Below are 18,072 nucleotides of genomic sequence, written 5' to 3'. Positions count from 1 at the left end.
GACACAGGCACAGGCCGGTGATCAGGATGGTAATGATCAGCTCAGGGAGAGCACGACAATGACAGATACGACAACAGGCAAGAAGCTGGTTCTGGAGCTGAAAGATGGCAAAGTGGTCATCGCTCTGCGTCCCGATCTGGCCCCCAAGGCTGTGGAGCGTCTGGAAACGCTGGCTAATGATGGTTTCTATAACGGTGTGAAATTTCACCGTGTGATCGAAGGCTTCATGGCTCAGGGTGGTGACCCAACAGGGACAGGCACGGGCGGCAGCAGCTACCCGGATCTGCCGGCCGAGTTCAGCCAGACGGCCACTTTCGACCGTGGTACGCTGGGCATGGCCCGTACGATGGACCCGAACTCCGCCAACAGCCAGTTCTTTATCATGTTTGACCGTGTGCCGTCCCTAGATGGTCAGTACACCATTGCTGGTCAGGTGATTGAAGGCATGGAGCATGTAGATAAGATTAAGCGTGGCTCTGGTTCTTCCGGTATGGTTCAGAACCCGGATCACATCATCAAGGCTTATATCGAGAACTGATATAATCGCTTGAAAGCCGATGATTCTTATCCGCATGGGGTATTATCGTCCGTGCGGATAAAGAAAATCGTAAGGGGGACGTTTTCTGACCCTATCGGGGTTGACGCTCCCCCGGTGAGCAGGTAGATAGCCTCCTCAAGTGAACCGGTAGCTCAGTTGGTAGAGCATTCGACTTTTAATCGAATGGTCCTGGGTTCGAGTCCCAGCCGGTTCACCATACTCGCAAGAGTGTGTGCCCAGATGGCGGAATTGGTAGACGCGCAGGCTTCAGGTGCCTGTGTCCGCAAGGACGTGGAAGTTCGAGTCTTCTTCTGGGCACCAATATTTTTCCCGAAGAAAAAAATGATTTACATCAAAACAGTTCGGTTAGGCCGGTACTTACTGTCTTTGTTGCTGAATGAATATTTAACAGCTGATAAAAATGGCCCTTCTATTTTATAGGGGTAACGGGCTGGAAGAGGGCGTATAACGCCAGGTGGCGGGGTTGTGCGGGTTATTTTTTGTATGAAAAGTGCAACCATGAAATGGCAGAAAACCGGCATAAAATGAACAATAAATTTAATATGAGAGCTTTATATCAGTAGTTTCTCTTGTAGATGTGTTAACTTTCCTATATGAGGAAGGGTTATTCCGAAACAAGTTGACCTATAAGAGTTATTAAAAATAACGATTTACTTGTTTCATCCCCCACCGATAATATAAATCCTGCGATGTATAGTAGTGGCGTGGGGTACGGTTCTGATCAGATCGTGCTTGGCTCGTTGTTGCTATGCAATCTGTCGAGATCTTATCCATGAATAGGGAACTGATCAGGATGAAATTGAAGAATTTCGGGGCAGCTCTGCTGATTGCCAGCACGACCCTGACATCTTTCGCCTCTGCAGCTATGGCTGCCGATGTTCCGAGCCCGAACCAGTATTACTGGCCGAAGGGCATGAATCTGGCCAAGCTGCGTGCTCACGATGCAGAGTCTGATCCGTACGGTGCAGATTATTACACGAACTATCACAAGAAGTTCGAGCAGCTGAACCTGCAGGAAGTCCGCAAGGACATTGAGAAGGTCATGCTGACCTCTCAGCCTTGGTGGCCGGCTGACTACGGCAACTATGGTCCGTTCTTCATCCGTATGGCTTGGCACAATGCTGGTACGTACCGTGCCATCGACGGCCGTGGTGGTGAAGAAGGTGCTCAGCAGCGTTTCGCTCAGCTGAATGACTGGCCGGATAACGCCAGCCTCGATAAGGCTAAGCGTCTTCTGTGGCCCGTCAAGAAGAAGTACGGTGAGAAGCTCTCCTGGGGTGACCTTATCGTTCTGACGGGTGACGTTGCGCTGAACCAGATGGGCTTCAAGACGCTCGGCTTCGTCGGTGGTCGTCCGGATGACTGGCAGTCCGAGCTGATCTACTGGGGTCCGGGCACCACGTTCTTCCCGAACAAGAGCTCCTTCCAGGTCGGTCAGAATGGTACTCTGAAGCACCCGCTGGCTGCTACACACATGGGTCTGATCTATGTGAACCCGGAAGGCCCGAACGGCGATCCTGATCCTGCCAAGTCTGCCCAGATGATCCGTCTGGCATTCGGCCGTATGGCTATGAATGACGAAGAGACTGTGGCTCTGATCGCTGGTGGTCATACCTTCGGTAAGGCTCACGGTGCTCATCCGAACTCCTGCCTGAGCGGCCCGCCGGTTGCTAACGGTGTCGAGCATCAGGGTCTGGGCTGGGTTGATCACTGCATCAAGGGCAAGCAGACAGCTGACGATGCCTCCACCAGTGGTCTGGAAGGCTCCTGGTCTGCCGATCCGATCCACTTCACCACACAGTACATTGACAACCTGCTGAACAATGACTGGGTGCTGGGCACAAGCCCGACCGGTGCTCATCAGTGGCACACCAAGACGGATGACAAGATTGCGCCGGATCCGGCCAACCCGAATGATCCGTCCAAGATGCGTCCGATCATGATGTTCACCACGGACATCGCTCTGAAGAATGATCCGGTCTACCACAAGATCCTTGCCCGTTGGGCCGAGCATCCGAACGAGTTCGCTGATGCCTTCGCTCGTGCATGGTTCAAGCTGGTTGTCCGCGACATGGGTCCGAAGAGCCGTTACTTCGGTAGCGAAGTTCCGAAGGAAACATTCGTGTGGCAGGATCCGATCAACATGCCGGCTAAGCCGATCAACCAGGCTGACGTTCGTGAGCTGCGTAAGCTGATCGCTGCAACCGGTCTGTCCGATCGTGAGCTGATCAAGACGGCATGGGCTGCTGCTTCTTCCCATCGTGTGACCGACCACCGTGGTGGTGCTAACGGTGGCCGTCTGGCTCTGATGCCGCAGAACGGCTGGGCCGTGAACGATCCGGAAGAGCTGAAGACAATCCTGCCGAAGCTCGAGAAGGTTCGTGACAGCTTCAACGCTCACAGCGCCCGCAAGGTTGCTCTGGCTGATATCATCGTTCTCGGCGGTAGCGTCGGTATCGAAGATGCTGCCAAGAAGGCTGGTGTGAAGATTCAGGTGCCGTTTGCTCCGGGCCGTGGCGATGCCACACAGGACCAGACAGACGTCAACTCCTTCAACCTGCTGGAGCCGACAGCTGATGCCTTCCGTAACTACTATCGTGCAGATGCGGACAACACACCGCCTCTGAACGCTCTGGTGGACAAGGCTGATACACTGGGTCTGACCATCCCTGAGATGACAGTCCTGCTGGGTGGTCTGCGTACTCTGGACATCAACACGGGTCACTCCGCTAATGGTGTGCTGACGAAGAACCCGGGTGTTCTGAGCACGGACTTCTTCACCAACGTGCTGACAATGGACACACGCTGGGAGAAGGCTGCTGGTCAGGAAGACCTCTATGAGGGCTTTGACCGTGCCTCCGGCCAGAAGCAGTGGACAGCTACAGACGTGGATCTGGTCTTCGGTGCTAACCCTGAGCTGCGTGCCGTTGCTGAGGTTTATGCCTCCAACGACGGTAAGGCGAAGTTCTACAACGACTTCGTGAAGGCTTGGACGAAGGTGATGAACCTCGACCGCTTTGACCTGCAGCGCTAAGATCTGTTTCTTCTAATAAAAGAAGAATCGGAACGCATTCCGCCGGGGTTCGTCCCCGGCGGTTTGTTAAGAAGTGGAGGATAGTATGTTGAAATTTGCTGGTGGTGCTTTCGCCCTGTTTATGGCAACAGCCCTGTCCGCCACGGCGGCCACGGTTGATGTGCAGATGCTGAACCATGGCACACACCGTTACTCTTTCGAGCCGGCTGTCGTTTATATTCATTCTGGCGACAGCGTGCATTTCGTGCCAACGGACAAGGGCCACAATGTCCAGTCCATTCCGGGCATGACACCTGATGGGGCCGAGCCCATCAATGTTCCTTTCAGTCAGGAAAAGACTGTCCAGTTTACCAAATCGGGCCTGTATGGGTACAAGTGCCTGCCGCATGTTTCCATGGGTATGGTTGGCCTGATTGTGGTCGATAATGCGAATAATGAAGCCCAAGCTCGTAAAGTTACGTTTTATGGGAAGGCTAAGCAGCGTTTCGATGAGCTGTTCCAGGATGTGGACAGCAAGAAGGGCAAGTAAGAGAGGTCTGGCCTGAAGGCCGGAGACTGCTTATTGTCGGGTCGGCCCCTTTGTTCCGTTTCGTGGAGGCAGAGGGGCCGATTTTTTTATTCCATGATCTATGGAGGCAATGCGTGTCAGAGCAAGTGGAAATAGGGGCTGGCCAGCCAGCACGTTACGATGCGGTGACTATCTTCCTGCATTGGGTGATTGCCCTGTTGGTTCTCTTTATGATCGGTCTTGGCTTGTACATGGACCACATCCCCGTCAACGACCCGATGCCTCTGCATCAGCTCCACAAGTCTGTCGGCATTGTGACCATGCTGCTGATCGTGGTGCGTGTCATATGGCGTTTGACGCATAAGGCCCCGGCGTTGCCGAAGGATATGTTGCCAGCTCAGCGCATGGCAATTGGTGGGATGGAGGGGATTCTTTATCTCTTTCAGATTTTCCTGCCAGCAACAGGCTGGTTGATGGTCTCCTCCATGGCTATGCCGATTGTGTTGTTCGGTTTGGTGTCATGGCCGCTGATCCCTCTGCCGCAAAGTGTGATGGATAGCGGAACCTTGGCTGAAGTCATGCCGGATATCCATAATTGGCTCGCTTGGGTTTTTGGGGGCTTTATCGCCCTGCATGTACTGGCCGCTCTGTATCATCGTTTCATTAAGAAGGATCAGATTGTGGACCGTATTTTGCCGCGGCACGGTGCTGGGCGGTAAGGCTGTTCAGATTTCTGGTAGGCTGATTAATACGCACCCCTGTCGTGAGATGGGGGTGTTTTTTTATGGCGGCAGAGGGCGGTTTCATATTTCTTTATCCGTTTTGGGGGATGTGGTATCAAACAACGAAGCTAGGAAGGATATAAGGGAAACAACATATCCTAATCTTGCTTTCCAGACTGGCTGCCGTAGTGCTGGAGTGGGCACCATCTGGCAGCTATGAGGCTGGGTAGATGGATCACATACAGGCTAGGTACCTTCTGAAGGAAAATTTCCAATGGTGTCAGATCACAAAAAGACCCATATCGGCAGTCATAAACTGCACCCCGAGACACAGATGCTCAATTACGGCTACGACCCAGCCCTTTCGGAGGGAGCGGTTAAGCCACCCGTGTTCCTGACATCAACCTTCGTTTTTCCAACAGCGGAAGATGGACGGGATTTCTTCGATTATGTTTCTGGTCGGAAAGAGCCGCCTGAGGGCAAAGGGCAGGGGCTTGTTTATTCCCGCTTTAACCATCCCAATAGTGAAATTGTAGAAGACCGTCTGGCCGTTTACGAAGAAGCAGAGCGTGGCGTGCTGTTTTCTTCTGGCATGTCTGCCATTGCGACTACGTTGCTGGCCTATGCCCGCCCCGGTGATGTGATCCTCCATTCCCAGCCACTTTATGGTGGCACGGAAACACTTTTGACCAAGACGATGGCGTCTTTGGGTATTAAGTCCGTAGGGTTGGGAAACTGTGGTGTGGATGAGGCCACCATGCGTGAGGCCGCAGAACAGGCCCTTGCGGAAGGCCGTGTCGCTCTTATCCTGATTGAGACCCCAGCCAACCCGACTAATGGGCTTGTGGATCTAACGCTGGTACGCCGCATTGCTGAGGAAATTGAGGCGAAGCAGAGCAGCCGCCCTGTCATCGTCTGTGATAATACGCTGCTTGGTCCGCTCTATCAGCACCCGTTGAAACATGGGGCTGATCTCTCCCTGTACTCCCTGACCAAATATGTTGGTGGTCATTCCGACCTTGTGGCCGGGGCTGTGCTGGGTAGCGAAGCGATGACCCGCCCGGTGCGTCAGCTTCGTGGGGCTATTGGCACCCATCTGGATCCGCATAGCTGCTGGATGCTGGGGCGTTCTTTAGAGACGTTGGGACTGCGTATGGAACGGGCTACGCTCAATGCGCAGCGTGTGGCAGAGCTGCTGCGTGACCATGCCAAAGTCAACAAGGTGCATTTCCCTCCTTTCTATCAGGCTGATTCAGCTGAAGGAAAAGTTTATGCACGCCAGTGCAGCGGTGCCGGTTCGACTTTCTCCTTTGATATTGAAGGAGGTGAGCCAGCCGCTTTCCGTTTCCTCAATGCACTGAAGATCATGAAACTGGCTGTCAGTCTGGGTGGTACGGAGTCTCTGGCCAGTCATCCAGCTACGATGACCCATTCTGGTGTGCCGAAAGAGGTGCGGGAACGTTTTGGTGTCACGTCCTCCACTGTGCGCCTTTCTATCGGTGTGGAGCACATTGAAGACCTTTTGGTGGATGTAAAACAGGCTCTGGACGCCGCCTAATACAGGATGGCCTGAGTTAATAGAAAAGCCCGTCCCCTGTTTAGGAGACGGGCTTTTTTGATGTGTAATAGGTTGGGAGCTTCAGTGCTTCAGCCAGCGGGCCAGACTGTTGCCAAGGACCTGCATCAGGCTAACCATGATGATGAGGACCACCACAACCCCAAACATAACGGTTGTGTTGAAACGCTGATAGCCGTAGCGGATAGCCAAATCACCCAGCCCGCCAGCACCAATGACGCCCGCCATAGCTGAGGCCCCCACCATAGTGATGAGTGTGACTGTCACACCGGTGACCAGCCCCGGCAGGGCTTCGGCAATCAGAACCGAGCGAATGATGGTCATGCGTGTACCACCCATGGCCCGAACAGCATCCACAAGGCCAGAATCCACCTCACGCAACGCCATTTCCGCAATGCGGGCAAAATAGGGGATCCCAGCAATGGAAAGCGGTACGATGGCGGCTTCTGTTCCCAGTGATGTCCCCGCAATAAAACGTGTAACGGGGATGAGCAGCACCAGCAGGATGATGAAGGGCACAGCCCGGACGGCATCTACCACCATACCCATAAGCCGGGCCGCAAAAGGCAGGCGGTAAAGCCCTTGTGGGCCAGTGGCGATCATAAACAGGGCCAGAGGCAGCCCGAGGATGACAGAAAGGGCCGTGGAGGCCACGACCATTTCCAGCGTCTGCCATGTGGAATGGAGAATCAGCTTAAGAATGAGAGGGGACATATCCCAGAATCTCCATGTTCTGCGCTGCCATTTTCAGATGGCTCAGGGCCTGTTCCGTTCTATCCCCTTCCAGACTGAGGATCATGTCGCCACTCAGATGTTCGCCAACAGTCGTCACACCACCCTGAAGTAGAGCCGCCTGCACGCCAAATTGTGCGGATAGTTCGCTGAAGAGTGGTTCGCTGGCACTGTCACCGCTCAGGACTAACCGAATGATGGTCTTATGGGGGCCTTGCTGCGGGGTGTCAGCCAGTGTTCCAGTAAGGAAGGTGGGTAGGGAAGGGCGGATATCGGCCAGAAGGGTCTGGAGAGTCCGGTTGTTTTGACCATCCCGGAGGAAGTCCAGCAGGGTACCGTCTTCAACAAGGCGGCCATGGTCAAGGACCAAAATCCGCTGCGCAAAGCGGCGGACTACATCCATTTCATGCGTAATGAGGACGATGGTTAATCCTAGCTTCCGGTTGATGTCAGCCAGCAGATTGAGAATGGAATTGGTGGATTCCGGGTCCAGCGCAGATGTGGCCTCGTCGCAGAGAAGCAACGTTGGGTTGGCAGCCAGTGCCCGGGCGATGCCGACACGCTGCTTCTGCCCGCCAGAAAGCTGGGAGGGATATTTCTTCTCAAAACCCTTCAGCCCGACAAGGTCCAGCAGTTCCGCAATACGTGCGGCCTGCTCCTTACGGGGGCATCCAGCGATCTGGAGGGGCAGGGCGATGTTACCTGCCACGGTGCGGGATGTCAGCAGGTTGAAATGTTGGAAGACCAGACCAATCCGGCGGCGGATGCGGACAAGTTGACGCTCTGGCTGGGTGGTGAGGTCCACGCCATCAAGCAGGATATGGCCTTGCTGAGGGCGTTCCAACGCACACAGGCAACGGAGCAGGGTGGATTTCCCTGCCCCGGAGCGACCGATCAGCCCTACGACTTCCCCCTGTTTCACTGAGAAGGAAATATCCTGTAGGGCCGTATGTTGGCCGAAACTGTGGGTAACGTGCTGTATGTCGAGGATAGGGTTCATGGCCACGCAGGTGTGACTGTGCCGTGATAGATGTCCAGAATGAGCTGATGAACATTCGGCTGATGGTAGCTTTCTACCAGCGGCTTGACCCATTCTGCGTTGGCGTCACTCTCATTGACAGAGATAAAGTTGACGTAAGGGTTGTTCTTTAGCCCTTCGACACCAATGCGCTCTTGCTCGGAAATGCCAGCCTTGCGTGCCCAGTCCATATTAACAACAGCAGCATCCAGATCAGGCAGGGAGCGACCAACCACACCGGCATCCAGCTCTTCGATAGAGATGTTGCGGGGGTTTTCGGTGACATCCAGTGCTGTGGGGAAGAGGCCGGAATCAGCAGGCAGGCGGATCAGCCCCAATGTCTCCAGCACATGCAGGGCACGGCCCTCATTGCTGGGGTCGTTGGGGATGCCGATGCGGGCATTCTTCGGAATGTCAGCAACGGAATGCCATTTGTGGGAATACAGGCCGATCGGCTGGAAGTATGTGTCGCCAACCGGGATGATCTTATAGCCATGAGCCTTTATCTGGGCATCAAGGAAAGGACGGTGCTGGAAGGCATTGGCGTCCACATCATGCTCGGACAAAGCCTCATTGGGCGTGTTGTAGTCGGAGAAAGGGACGATCTTTAACGTTAGGCCACGCTGGGCAGCATTTTGGCTGACGAGACGCCAGATATCTTCATCCTCACCGGACATGATACCGATTTTCAGCGTACGGTTTTCGGCATGGGCGATTCCTGGCAGGCCAAGGGCAGCGGCACCAGCTAACCCCGTTGAAAGGCCAAGAAAATGGCGCCGGGAAAGGAAGGATGACCGGGACATGATAGTACCTTTCAACATTCAGGAGTGGATAAGTACGGTATCATAAACAGTTCCACGAGGGTGGAAAAGCACCGTCTGGGCCGCACCACTGTATTCCGTTTGGACGAAATGCTCTCTCTCTGGCCGAGAAGGCCGTGCGTGGGAAGAGTTTTTAGCGGGTCACTCTGTTCTGTCAAGGTAAAGAGATGACCATATGAACAGTTAATGATAGAGGAATATAAAGGCTAGCGCATATATACTGGTTATAGAAGATCGCCTCGCTGGTTTTGCTCTACCAGCGGGCGATCGGTTTCCTCCGTAAAGGGAGATTTAGTTATCCTGAATGATTAGGCAGAGGCCTGTCGTAGAAGCCTGCTTTGTGATGAGTCTGGCCTGTCCGCTCTCAAGAATGACCTCCCGAATGGAGCCGCCAAGGTCGCTTACAAAGGCTAGTGTTCCGCTAGCATCGACAGCCAGACCGATCGCCTCATTTAGTTCCCGTAGGATGACCTGATGGTCGTGCAGGCCATGTTCATCTATCCGGGCGACATTAAGACTATTGCCATCGGGTGGTGCCCCTCGGTCTGTCCACCAGAGCTTGCCTAGAGTAGGCGAAACATGCAGGTCGATGGGTTCTGGCAGCCGGTCGGCTAGCAATTCGATGTCGTTACGATTGGCGGGGTCCGTACCGGCGGGGAGGGCCAGCGGCATACGGAAGATACGGCCTCGCCCCGCTTTTGGAGGGCCTTTCTGGGACCAGTAGAGATGGCCATTCTGCGTATCAAGAGCGATGCCGACACAATGGCGGGTGGCATCCTTTACGTCTGCCGGATAGGTGCCGGTTTGTAAGAGGACTTCTACGTTGGAGCCATCACGCCGACAGCGCATGATGCGCATCCCCTCACGGTCGCACCAGTAAAGATGTTCGCCTCCCGGTGTGGAGGTCAGCTGCTTGGGGGTGACGACCAATCCGTTCGCAACAAGGACCTTATGATCGCTGCCATCTAGCAAAGCCGTCTCGATGCTGCCATCGGCCGCATTGGCATCGGCACCCATGTTGGTCCAGTAAACCCGGCCCTCTGTTGTGTCGATCCATATGCCGTCCGGTGTGCCCCAGCCGATGTTGATATGGGATACTGGGTGACCATCTTGCGTGGAAAGGGCTGTGACCCGTGCCGGTTCGATCTCAAGGGAATAAAGTGTCATGCGCTGGGTCATGGGACTGTCTCGTTGTAATCATAGAAGCCCCGCCCGCTTTTCACGCCTAGCCTGTTTTCGGCGATCATTTTGCGGAGCAGTATACGGGGAGCTTCGGGGAGATGGGGGAAGGCCTCGGCATAATGTTCTTCAATCTGGAGGACGATATCGAGTCCGACTTGGTCCATCATCCTGAACGGGCCTGCGGCGGTGCCCTGTGTTTCGCAATAGAGCCGGTCGATTGTTTCGGGGTCTGACACGCCCTCTGCGGCAACGCAGAGAGCCTCACGCTTGATAGCGGCCCAGATGCGGTTTTCGATGAAGCCTAGGCTTTCCTTCCGGGCGCTATAGGGGGACAGTCCTACTTCCCGGAAATAGCGGGCTAGGTCTTCTATGATGTCTGGGTCAGTCGCCCCACAGGACATCAGCTCCACGGCCCGCTTTTCGGGGGGCATCATAAAGTGGGTATTGAGAACCCGATTCTTTCTCGTCACCTTGCCGATGATTTGGCTGGATGGAAATGAGGAAGAGTTGGTCGCAAGAATGGCATCCGCAGGAGCGATCTGATCTAGCTGGCCGAAGATGTCTGTTTTGAGGTCTCGTTTTTCTGGAAGAGCTTCGATGACGAGCCAGCTATCTTCCAGTGCTTCTTCCATTGTAGCGGCTGCCACTACATGGCCACTCTGCCCGCCTTGAACAGAAGCAACGACACTGGGCAGGTTCTTTTCGATATAGGCGAGGGCCTTTTGGGTGCTTGCTGCCTGTTTGTCGAAAAGGCGGACCGTGCTGCCACGTGTTGCCAGCATCAAGGCAATGCGGGAGCCCATTGTCCCAGCTCCCAGAATAGTGGCCGGGCGTTTTGATGCTTTTTCTTTTAGAAAATCTGCCATGGCATTTTCCTTTGATGACGGGCTGGAGGTCATCCAGCCTCGGGCTTTCAGTCTATTATAAACTCGCTGATATTAACCTTAACATTACAGAAGAATTATCCTGATCACGCTCAGGTGACATGGGATACTGCCCAATCAGACAGTATCCGCGGGATGTTATATAGATTTGGCTTTAGTGGTTTTTAGTCAGTTCTGGTGCAAGCTGGGCAGTTTTGAACTCGGTAAATGTGTACTGACCTACACCGGAGGTGACGAAGGGATCTTCTGCAAGAAGGGTTTCGATCTCCTCTTTTGTAATACCATCACGAACGATGAGAACACCCCCATCTCCCGAGAGCTTGGGGCCAGAAGCCAGAAGGACACGCTGCGTGAAAAGCGTTGCTAGGAAAGCCCTGTGTGCAGGACGCTGGACTTGCACGTCGTCCGGGGAGGCGAGGTAGGATACTTCAGCAATGATCATGACAGAAAATCTCTCCTTATATGGCACAGTCAGGCCTGGTAGGGTTCAGGTTACCCTATCTCTCCAGTAGCGTGATTTGGGAAGAAACAGCCAGCATTCAGAATAACACTTTCATAATAATGGCATTTTTTTTAAGGATGAGAGGGGTGGCTTTCCGTACCGGAAGCCCACTGTTTTTGCAGTCGTTCTTGATTGCATGGAGGAATAACTATGATTCGTATTCTGATCGCTTTTTTCATTCCCTGGCTGACCTTTTTCACCATCGGCCGTCCGATTGCAGGCATTATCTGTCTGCTGCTTCAGATCACCATTCTGGGCTGGGTTCCGGCGAGCATTTGGGCGTTGCTGGCTCTGCGCTCCTATGATGAATCTGCCCGCTGATCTTTTCAGTCAGGTATGAAAAAAACCCCTGCCTGAAAGGGCAGGGGTTTTTTGTATCAGCCCTCTTCCAGTCGTGCCGGGAAGAGGGCGTTATGGGCGTGTAGATTAGGCTTTGCCCTGTTCAGCCGCTGCCTGAGCAGCTCCTTTGTTGTTGATGAAGCGTTCCAACGCTGGGCCCTGAATATCCACTACATCACGAGGATACTGGATGCCCGCCTTTTCGAAACGTTTCTTCATACGGCGGTTGAACTCCCATTCCACCGTCCAACGTCCGGCATTGGTTGTGGGGTAGACACCCTTTACGGAGACAGAAGATTCCCCAATGGCAGAGACGCCCCACAGGTCAAAGTCAGCAAGGATGAGGTCCTTATAGGGGGCCTCATGGCGCATTTCTTTGCCAATCTCCACTAGAATATCGGCTACCTGATCCGTGTCGCTATCAATATCGACCGTGGCGAGGATCATCGCACGGGAGAAGTCACGGTTATAGTTGGTAACCTGACTGAGGGAGCTGAAGGAGAAGATGTTCATCGACCCATCATTCGCCCGAACGTGGACAGAGCGCAGGGAGAGGCGTTCAATCACACCATAGGTGCCGTTCAGAGTTACGGAATCACCAACGGTCAGAGCATTTTCCAACAGTAGGAAAATACCGCTGATAAAGTCCTGAACCAGTTTCTGAGAACCGAAACCCAGAGCCACACCGAAGATGGATGCGCTGGCAATTAGCGGGCCAGTATCAATCCCCAGCTGGGATAGGACCGTTAACCCGATGATGACAGCCAGAACCAGCAGGAACAGGATGCGGAACATCGGGGTCAGTGTTTGGAGGCGGGCGATGCGGATTTTTACATCTTTATTGTCCTGCTCACCAAGGCGACGGATATGGTGTTCAATGGTCACATTGGCCACTTCCCATGCCAGAATCCCGATAATCAGGGCCAGCAGAATGGTTACAGCTGCCTGGAAGATACGGGGGCCGAGCGTCCCATGGCCAAAGAGGATATAAACCGGAGCCCCCCATGCCAGAGCAAGGGCCAGAACCGTCAGGACAGCCACGATGATGCGGATGACCGTTGTAGCGGCCGGATAATAACGGCGGATACGGAACAGCGTTTCTTCATTGAGGTTCCAGTTATCCAGAGCCCGCATGAAGCGTTCCAGCCCTCCATAGAACAGGATGCTGACGACACGGACAGCCACCAACGCAATCAGAGTACGGATGAAAATCTGGAGGATAAGCTGATACCCACCACTGATGTCGGCTGCCCAGACAAGCCACAGGGCGAGGTCGAAGAAGAGGGCAACAACCCACCAGCTGCCAGCAAACAGTGCCATGACTGATTGTAGGCGGCGGTTATTGGCACCAATATGCTGGCAGGCATGTTGCACCCGCTTGCGGGAGCGGATGATCATGATCGCCAAGAAGAGGTGAACCACCAGCAGCAGGAGTTTCTGGAGGCCGTTGGAAACGGCGGAAGGCATTGCCATGCTATGCAGCACGGCAAGCAGAGAGAAGCCCCATGCCAGAATAACGCCGATTTGGCGGAAATAGCGGAAGATGAAGGTGGAAGAGCTGTCCCGTAGAATGCTCAGCCGTAGCCACGGCGTCTGCGGAGCAAGGAAAATGCGTAGAACCAGTGTCCACACACCCAGCCCAATACCGATCAGCCAGGAAATGCTCCATATAGCATGGCCTGCCTGTGGGGATGTGGTCGGGTCCAGAATCCCCATTAGCAGGGCGATTAGCGGGAAGGTGAAGATCGTGACCAGTTCCAGCAGAGCGCAGGTCAATGTGTAGGGGGCACGGCGCAGGCAGAGCATGAGCTGGGTCAGTGCGCCTTGATGGCGGAGACTATCCTGCAGGCTAGCCTGTGCGGCGGCCGTATCCTCTTTTATGTGCTCATCGTGGTGAGTCGCAGCTGTGCGGGCGGTGTCGGCGACTGCTTCTGTCGCCTCGGTGCGGGCATGGCGCAGCTTCTCGGCCTCCCGCTGGAAGACCATATGGTCATGCCGTTTCGCCATGTTGCTGATGCGCTGGTAAAGGGGGCGTAGGACAATACGCACACCAAAGAACAGCAGATAGCTGCAGACCAGCATGATGACCACACGCAGGGCGATATGGGCGATGCTGGTTTGTAAGGCGGCATCATAAATGAGTGCATGGACCCAAGGGGCGATTGCACCAAAATCGATGATGTTTTGATGCAGGATACGCAGTTGCTGGAGTGCCCGATTACCAAAAAGGGTAATATTCTCACGGGCTAGATCAATAATAGAGGTGTGCTTTGTCTGTGCCTTCGCCTGTGTCAGATTCTGAAGGGTTGTCAGAAATTGCTGACGCTGGGCATCATTGCTCAGGACAGAGATAAGTTCTTGGGCTTGCTCAGCTGAGAGGGTGGTCGTGGCAGCTGGTGTTGTTTGTGCGCCTTCAGCAGCGTGGACAGGAGAAGGGGCGAACAATGTTAGGCAGGCCAGTAGCAGGGCTGGCAACATGCGGCGTATGAACAGACCGGCAAAACGCCGGTAAGAAGCAGGCCCCCTGGTGGGGTGCGGTATTCTGTCAGTCATGTAGATACGCATCTCCTTTTTTAATTAAGTGATGGATGTGGCCACGGTGCGGCCGTTTCTGCGCAGGCAGTGAGATTTTAAGACATGATCCTTTGAAAGGATCGTTAATTCTCTTGAATTCCCCGGCCCGTTCCTCGGGGAAAGGTTATGATGCACATAAAGTTCCGGCAGTCCGTCCCGGAATACGGATTGGCTGCCAGAGTATCAAGGCCGGTGTAAGCCTGTTTAATGGACCTGATGCGAGGCGAGCTGCACGGCCCATAGCTGGGCAAGGTTGCTGGCGGTACCATTACCATCCATGCCGTTGAGAAGCTGGAGAGCTTCAGTACGGCGGCCACCATCCATCATGGCCATGCCAAGCGTGAGGCGGGCCAGCTCCGGCTGATGGGGGTGTTTTTCCATACCCTGCTGCATGAGTGCAAGCCCCTGATCCACCTGCCCGTTAAGAACAAGATTATACCCAGCTGTTAGGGAGGGGCCTGCGTCTGGGGAGGTTTTGGCTTTCTCCACAGCGGCAGGTAGGTCGGTGCGGGCCTCGGCAGCACGTTGGGCCACAAAGGCCCGGAAATGGGCCTGAGCCGCCGCATTGGCACCCGTACCTAGAAGATGACGGGCATAGCCTTCATCAAGCAGGTTCAGGGCCAGTTGAGGCAGATTCATTTGTACGGCCCGCTCGGCCATGTCCTGAAATTCAGCCGGGTTGGTCAGCAGGCCAGTGGCCAGACGCAGCCTTTGCAGATTGAAGACCATACGTGGCGTCAGGGACTGGTCGGCCGTTAGATCGTGGATCAGCATCTGCCAGTATTGTGGGCGGGCATGATACTTCACCAGCTTGACATAAACGCTGACTTTGCCAGCTGAATCATGCAGCTGGTCATAAGCGGTGGCGAGCATCTGGAGCTGATTTTCCGCAGGGATCTGCCCTGCTTTCTGGTCAGCAGCTAGAATGGCTTGCCCGGCTTCGATTGTGCCCTTCCAGTCTTGCTGGAGGTAATGGCACTGGAGGAGAAGCGTTTGCATTTGCTGGCTTGGGCCAACCTCTTTGAGGTAACGGCTGGCGGCATTGGCAGCGGTGGCGTAATCACGGATGCTGTAGGCCAGACTGGCTTGTGCCATGAGCATTTGCTGTCGGGCTGCTGGTGCGGTGCGGCTATTTTTGATGAGGGCCTCATAGGCCTTCAAGGCGACCGGAACATTGCCTGCCTGACTGGCTGCTGCAGCTCGCATTTGGTCGATGACATAGCTTTCGTAGTCGTTTTTATTCGTCACTGCAGCGGCAGCATTGACGAACTCCAACGCTTTGCCAGCTTGATGACTGGCAAGTGCCGACTGTGCCTGCTGGAGCTGCTTGCCGACATCTGCCCCCAGCTCATCATCCGCCTGAGCGGCACTGACCAGTAGCCGAGCAGGGGATAGGCCGGACATGGCAGGAACACAAGCTGTAGCGGAAAAGCCAAGCATCCCGGCCAGAAGCCATTTTTGCGGGTGTTTCAGATACGGCAGGCTCATGATCACTGTCCTTCTACATACTGGTCCAGACCGACAATGCCCATTTTCGTTACGCCGAGACGCTGGGCATCGGCCATGACATGGGCAACAGTCTTGTAAGTAGCAAGACGGTCGGGACGGATATGTATTTCTGGCTGCTCACCTGTCATGGGATGCACAGCACCATCCAAACGGGACTGGAGGTCCTCCTCGGAGGCGATGGGGGTGTCATTCCAGCTCAGCGTGTTGTCGTAGTTAATGCCGATGGTAACGACTTGTGGCTGCACGGTAGAGGGTGGCGGGTTACCCTGCGGCAGGTCGATCGCTACGGAATGGGTCTGTAGAGGAATGGTGATGATGAGCATGATGAGCAGCACCAGCATCACGTCGATCAACGGTGTCGTGTTGATGTCGACAATGGCTTCATCTTCGTGTGTGCTGCCCGTGCCAACGTTCATGGCCATGAGGAATCTCCAAAAACTGTCTGTCTCGGACGGCACACCCCGGTAAACCGGACCGGGGGAGCCGATGAGGAGTAGACACCCCCGCTACCTCGTGGCGGGCGGGGGTAGATAGACCACAGGTCAGTCGTGTGGCTGCTCTGTGATGAAGTCAACATGCTGGATGCCCGCTTCCTGACAGGCCGCTACGATCTTGCCGATCGGCATATACTGTGCCGAGCCATCACCGCGGATCTGTATCTGTGGTTGGGGCTGCTGGCGTGCTGCTTCCATAAGGCGGTTGACGAGGTCCTTATGGTCGCTGACGGGAAGGGTATTCCAGTAGGTCTGCCCATCTGCCGTCACGGCCAGCACGATATTACCGGGTTTGGTCTGGGTCGGCTGGTTACGATCCACCGGTAGCTTGACCTTCACGGTATGGGTGGCCACCGGAATGGTGATGAGGAAGATGATAAGCAGCACCAGCATGACGTCAACGAGCGGTGTCGTGTTGATGGCCGATACCACCTCGCCATCATCACCTGTGTTTCCGGTGTTGAATGCCATGATATCAGATCCGCTCGTTGGTGGTTGTCGTGGTCGGGCTGTTATCCTTTGCCTCGTTGGTGAACGTGGCATCGTGACGATACCCGCCGATCAGGACAGAGTGCAGGTCAGACCCGAAGTTGCGAACACGGTCCATCGCCCCTTTATTGCGGCGGACGAGCAGGTTGTAGCCCAACACGGCCGGGACGGCGGTTGCCAGACCGATGGCTGTCATGATGAGGGATTCACCAACCGGGCCGGCCACTTTATCGATGGAAGCCTGACCAGCAATGCCGATGGCTGTCAGAGCGTGGTAGATACCCCAGACCGTACCGAACAGCCCGATAAAGGGAGAGGTGGACCCAACCGTACCAAGAAAGGCCAACCCACCCTGAAGGCGTGTATTGATGGTCTCCAGAGCCCGCTGGATAGACATGCTCGTCCATGACTGGAGGTCGATAGAATCCCGCATGGAGCCTTCATGATGGCGTGCGGCCACGATGCCGGTTTCAGCAATGTAACGGAAGGGAGAATCCGCTTTCAGCGTCTGGGCACCTTCCTGAATGGTCTTCTGCGTCCAGAAAGTCTGGTTCACAGCTTTGGAAGCCCGGAAAAGGCGTGCCTGCTCGATGAATTTGCTGATCATGATGATCCATGTCCCCAGAGACATAAAGGCCATGATGAGCAGAACGCCCCGGGCGATGATGTCCCCGTTTTTCCAGAGTGCACCCAGCCCGTAGGGGTTTTCTTTGGGGGCATCCTCGGCGGGCTTGTCACTTATCGGTGTGGCTGTCACCGGGGTGCCACCTTCAGTACCGGCGGGCGGTGCGGCTGGTGTGGTGCCAACGGGCGGCTGAGCGCTCATTGTGGCTCCGGCAGGTGGGGCGGCCGGTGCGGCTTCCTGTGCGAAAGCGGCGGAGGCCAACGGCATGGCAGCCAGAGTCAGGGCCAGGGCCGTGCCATAGACAGCGCGCGCTTTGGGCGCAGCAGCAGTTACGGGGAGGCGGAACAGTCTGGTCATGAATCCCATATCCTTGTCTAAAAAAGCACCAGTCTGAAAGTGGTGCACCGGTGGGAGAAACCTCCCGTATCGGTCTCCCTGTCATTCCTGCCATTCATGGCAGGTCGGGACAATGTGAAAACGTTTGCTACCCTACCCCTGTTAAGG

17 protein-coding genes and 2 tRNA genes are annotated in these 18,072 nt (G+C 54.9%); 8 read left to right on the top strand and 11 right to left on the bottom strand.

All coding sequences use genetic code 11. The annotated features are described in order from the left end of the window. The first annotated feature begins 58 nt into the window (after positions 1-58). The 7 genes from AL01_RS08310 (at position 59) to AL01_RS08275 (ending at position 6,381) form a co-directional block, all read left to right on the top strand. Positions 59-538, top strand: coding sequence for a peptidylprolyl isomerase (locus AL01_RS08310; protein WP_077397139.1), 480 nt, complete (start codon positions 59-61; stop codon positions 536-538). 141 nt (positions 539-679) lie between these two features. Next, a tRNA-Lys gene (locus AL01_RS08305) sits at positions 680-755 on the top strand. A 17-nt stretch (positions 756-772) separates the two neighbouring features. Further along, positions 773-859 (top strand) — tRNA-Leu (locus AL01_RS08300). A 493-nt stretch (positions 860-1,352) separates the two neighbouring features. Then, positions 1,353-3,593, top strand: coding sequence for a catalase/peroxidase HPI (gene katG, locus AL01_RS08295; protein ID WP_077397076.1), 2,241 nt, complete (start codon positions 1,353-1,355; stop codon positions 3,591-3,593). A gap of 85 nt (positions 3,594-3,678) precedes the next feature. Then, on the top strand, positions 3,679-4,122 hold the full coding sequence (locus AL01_RS08290) for a pseudoazurin (protein WP_164468765.1): 444 nt from the start codon (positions 3,679-3,681) through the stop codon (positions 4,120-4,122). A 113-nt stretch (positions 4,123-4,235) separates the two neighbouring features. After that, entirely contained in the window at positions 4,236-4,820 is a 585-nt protein-coding gene (locus AL01_RS08285) for a cytochrome b (RefSeq protein ID WP_158075959.1), read from the top strand. Between the two features lie 277 nt (positions 4,821-5,097). Beyond that, entirely contained in the window at positions 5,098-6,381 is a 1,284-nt protein-coding gene (locus tag AL01_RS08275) for a cystathionine gamma-synthase family protein (RefSeq protein WP_077397072.1), read from the top strand. A gap of 81 nt (positions 6,382-6,462) precedes the next feature. Here AL01_RS08275 and AL01_RS08270 read toward each other — a convergent pair whose 3' ends face one another. The 6 genes from AL01_RS08270 to AL01_RS08245 form a co-directional block, all read right to left on the bottom strand. Further along, complete coding sequence (locus tag AL01_RS08270) at positions 6,463-7,113, bottom strand: methionine ABC transporter permease (RefSeq protein ID WP_077397071.1); 651 nt, start codon at positions 7,111-7,113, stop codon at positions 6,463-6,465. Beyond that, positions 7,094-8,131 carry a methionine ABC transporter ATP-binding protein gene (locus AL01_RS08265; protein ID WP_077397070.1) on the bottom strand — a complete coding sequence of 346 codons (1,038 nt, stop codon included), beginning with the start codon at positions 8,129-8,131 and terminating at the stop codon, positions 7,094-7,096. The genes AL01_RS08270 and AL01_RS08265 overlap by 20 nt, the downstream gene beginning before the upstream one ends. Then, positions 8,128-8,952 carry a MetQ/NlpA family ABC transporter substrate-binding protein gene (locus AL01_RS08260; protein ID WP_077397069.1) on the bottom strand — a complete coding sequence of 275 codons (825 nt, stop codon included), beginning with the start codon at positions 8,950-8,952 and terminating at the stop codon, positions 8,128-8,130. The genes AL01_RS08265 and AL01_RS08260 overlap by 4 nt, the downstream gene beginning before the upstream one ends. A gap of 309 nt (positions 8,953-9,261) precedes the next feature. Further along, a complete protein-coding gene (locus AL01_RS08255) occupies positions 9,262-10,149 on the bottom strand; it encodes an SMP-30/gluconolactonase/LRE family protein (protein ID WP_077397068.1) in 888 nt (295 codons plus the stop codon). Continuing rightward, positions 10,146-11,018, bottom strand: a complete 873-nt coding sequence (locus AL01_RS08250; protein WP_077397138.1) for a 3-hydroxyacyl-CoA dehydrogenase family protein — start codon at positions 11,016-11,018, stop codon at positions 10,146-10,148. Before AL01_RS08250 ends, AL01_RS08255 begins: the two co-directional genes overlap by 4 nt. A 172-nt stretch (positions 11,019-11,190) precedes the next feature. Continuing rightward, positions 11,191-11,478 carry a YciI family protein gene (locus tag AL01_RS08245; RefSeq protein WP_077397067.1) on the bottom strand — a complete coding sequence of 96 codons (288 nt, stop codon included), beginning with the start codon at positions 11,476-11,478 and terminating at the stop codon, positions 11,191-11,193. Positions 11,479-11,691: 213 nt separating this feature from the next. On the opposite strand from AL01_RS08245, the gene AL01_RS09340 reads away from it, so the two are divergent. Continuing rightward, the gene (locus AL01_RS09340) at positions 11,692-11,859 is read left to right on the top strand and encodes a YqaE/Pmp3 family membrane protein (RefSeq protein ID WP_143280748.1); all 168 of its coding nucleotides are present in this window, start codon (positions 11,692-11,694) and stop codon (positions 11,857-11,859) included. A gap of 105 nt (positions 11,860-11,964) precedes the next feature. Here the strand turns inward: AL01_RS09340 and AL01_RS08240 are convergent, their stop codons facing one another. The 5 genes from AL01_RS08240 to AL01_RS08220 all read right to left on the bottom strand — a co-directional run bounded on the left by AL01_RS08240 (position 11,965) and on the right by AL01_RS08220 (position 17,925). After that, positions 11,965-14,430: a mechanosensitive ion channel family protein gene (locus AL01_RS08240; protein ID WP_158075958.1), complete on the bottom strand. Its 2,466-nt coding sequence runs from the start codon at positions 14,428-14,430 to the stop codon at positions 11,965-11,967. A gap of 225 nt (positions 14,431-14,655) precedes the next feature. After that, positions 14,656-15,939, bottom strand: a complete 1,284-nt coding sequence (locus AL01_RS08235; RefSeq protein WP_077397065.1) for a tetratricopeptide repeat protein — start codon at positions 15,937-15,939, stop codon at positions 14,656-14,658. 2 nt (positions 15,940-15,941) lie between these two features. Next, positions 15,942-16,382, bottom strand: coding sequence for an ExbD/TolR family protein (locus AL01_RS08230; RefSeq protein ID WP_077397064.1), 441 nt, complete (start codon positions 16,380-16,382; stop codon positions 15,942-15,944). A 120-nt stretch (positions 16,383-16,502) separates the two neighbouring features. Beyond that, the gene (locus AL01_RS08225) at positions 16,503-16,925 is read right to left on the bottom strand and encodes an ExbD/TolR family protein (RefSeq protein ID WP_077397063.1); all 423 of its coding nucleotides are present in this window, start codon (positions 16,923-16,925) and stop codon (positions 16,503-16,505) included. 4 nt (positions 16,926-16,929) lie between these two features. Next, positions 16,930-17,925, bottom strand: coding sequence for a MotA/TolQ/ExbB proton channel family protein (locus AL01_RS08220; RefSeq protein WP_077397137.1), 996 nt, complete (start codon positions 17,923-17,925; stop codon positions 16,930-16,932). Positions 17,926-18,072: the final 147 nt, after the last annotated feature.

Origin of the sequence: Bombella intestini, assembly GCF_002003665.1 — a bacterium.
GTDB lineage: Bacteria > Pseudomonadota > Alphaproteobacteria > Acetobacterales > Acetobacteraceae > Bombella > Bombella intestini.
Note: the sequence above shows the minus strand (reverse complement) of the source record. Positions and strands in the feature narration are given on the sequence as shown.

Bases quoted from the DNA above. Each gene is read 5' to 3' on its own strand.
- AL01_RS08265 (WP_077397070.1), bottom strand. From the start codon at position 8,131: ATGAACCCTATCCTCGACATACAGCACGTTACCCACAGTTTCGGCCAA.
- AL01_RS08220 (WP_077397137.1), bottom strand. From the start codon at position 17,925: ATGACCAGACTGTTCCGCCTCCCCGTAACTGCTGCTGCGCCCAAAGCG.
- AL01_RS08230 (WP_077397064.1), bottom strand. From the start codon at position 16,382: ATGGCCATGAACGTTGGCACGGGCAGCACACACGAAGATGAAGCCATT.
- AL01_RS08275 (WP_077397072.1), top strand. From the start codon at position 5,098: ATGGTGTCAGATCACAAAAAGACCCATATCGGCAGTCATAAACTGCAC.
- AL01_RS08290 (WP_164468765.1), top strand. From the start codon at position 3,679: ATGTTGAAATTTGCTGGTGGTGCTTTCGCCCTGTTTATGGCAACAGCC.
- AL01_RS08255 (WP_077397068.1), bottom strand. From the start codon at position 10,149: ATGACCCAGCGCATGACACTTTATTCCCTTGAGATCGAACCGGCACGG.
- katG (WP_077397076.1), top strand. From the start codon at position 1,353: ATGAAATTGAAGAATTTCGGGGCAGCTCTGCTGATTGCCAGCACGACC.
- AL01_RS08270 (WP_077397071.1), bottom strand. From the start codon at position 7,113: ATGTCCCCTCTCATTCTTAAGCTGATTCTCCATTCCACATGGCAGACG.
- AL01_RS08250 (WP_077397138.1), bottom strand. From the start codon at position 11,018: ATGGCAGATTTTCTAAAAGAAAAAGCATCAAAACGCCCGGCCACTATT.
- AL01_RS08225 (WP_077397063.1), bottom strand. From the start codon at position 16,925: ATGGCATTCAACACCGGAAACACAGGTGATGATGGCGAGGTGGTATCG.
- AL01_RS08310 (WP_077397139.1), top strand. From the start codon at position 59: ATGACAGATACGACAACAGGCAAGAAGCTGGTTCTGGAGCTGAAAGAT.
- AL01_RS08245 (WP_077397067.1), bottom strand. From the start codon at position 11,478: ATGATCATTGCTGAAGTATCCTACCTCGCCTCCCCGGACGACGTGCAA.
- AL01_RS08240 (WP_158075958.1), bottom strand. From the start codon at position 14,430: ATGACTGACAGAATACCGCACCCCACCAGGGGGCCTGCTTCTTACCGG.
- AL01_RS08235 (WP_077397065.1), bottom strand. From the start codon at position 15,939: ATGAGCCTGCCGTATCTGAAACACCCGCAAAAATGGCTTCTGGCCGGG.
- AL01_RS08260 (WP_077397069.1), bottom strand. From the start codon at position 8,952: ATGTCCCGGTCATCCTTCCTTTCCCGGCGCCATTTTCTTGGCCTTTCA.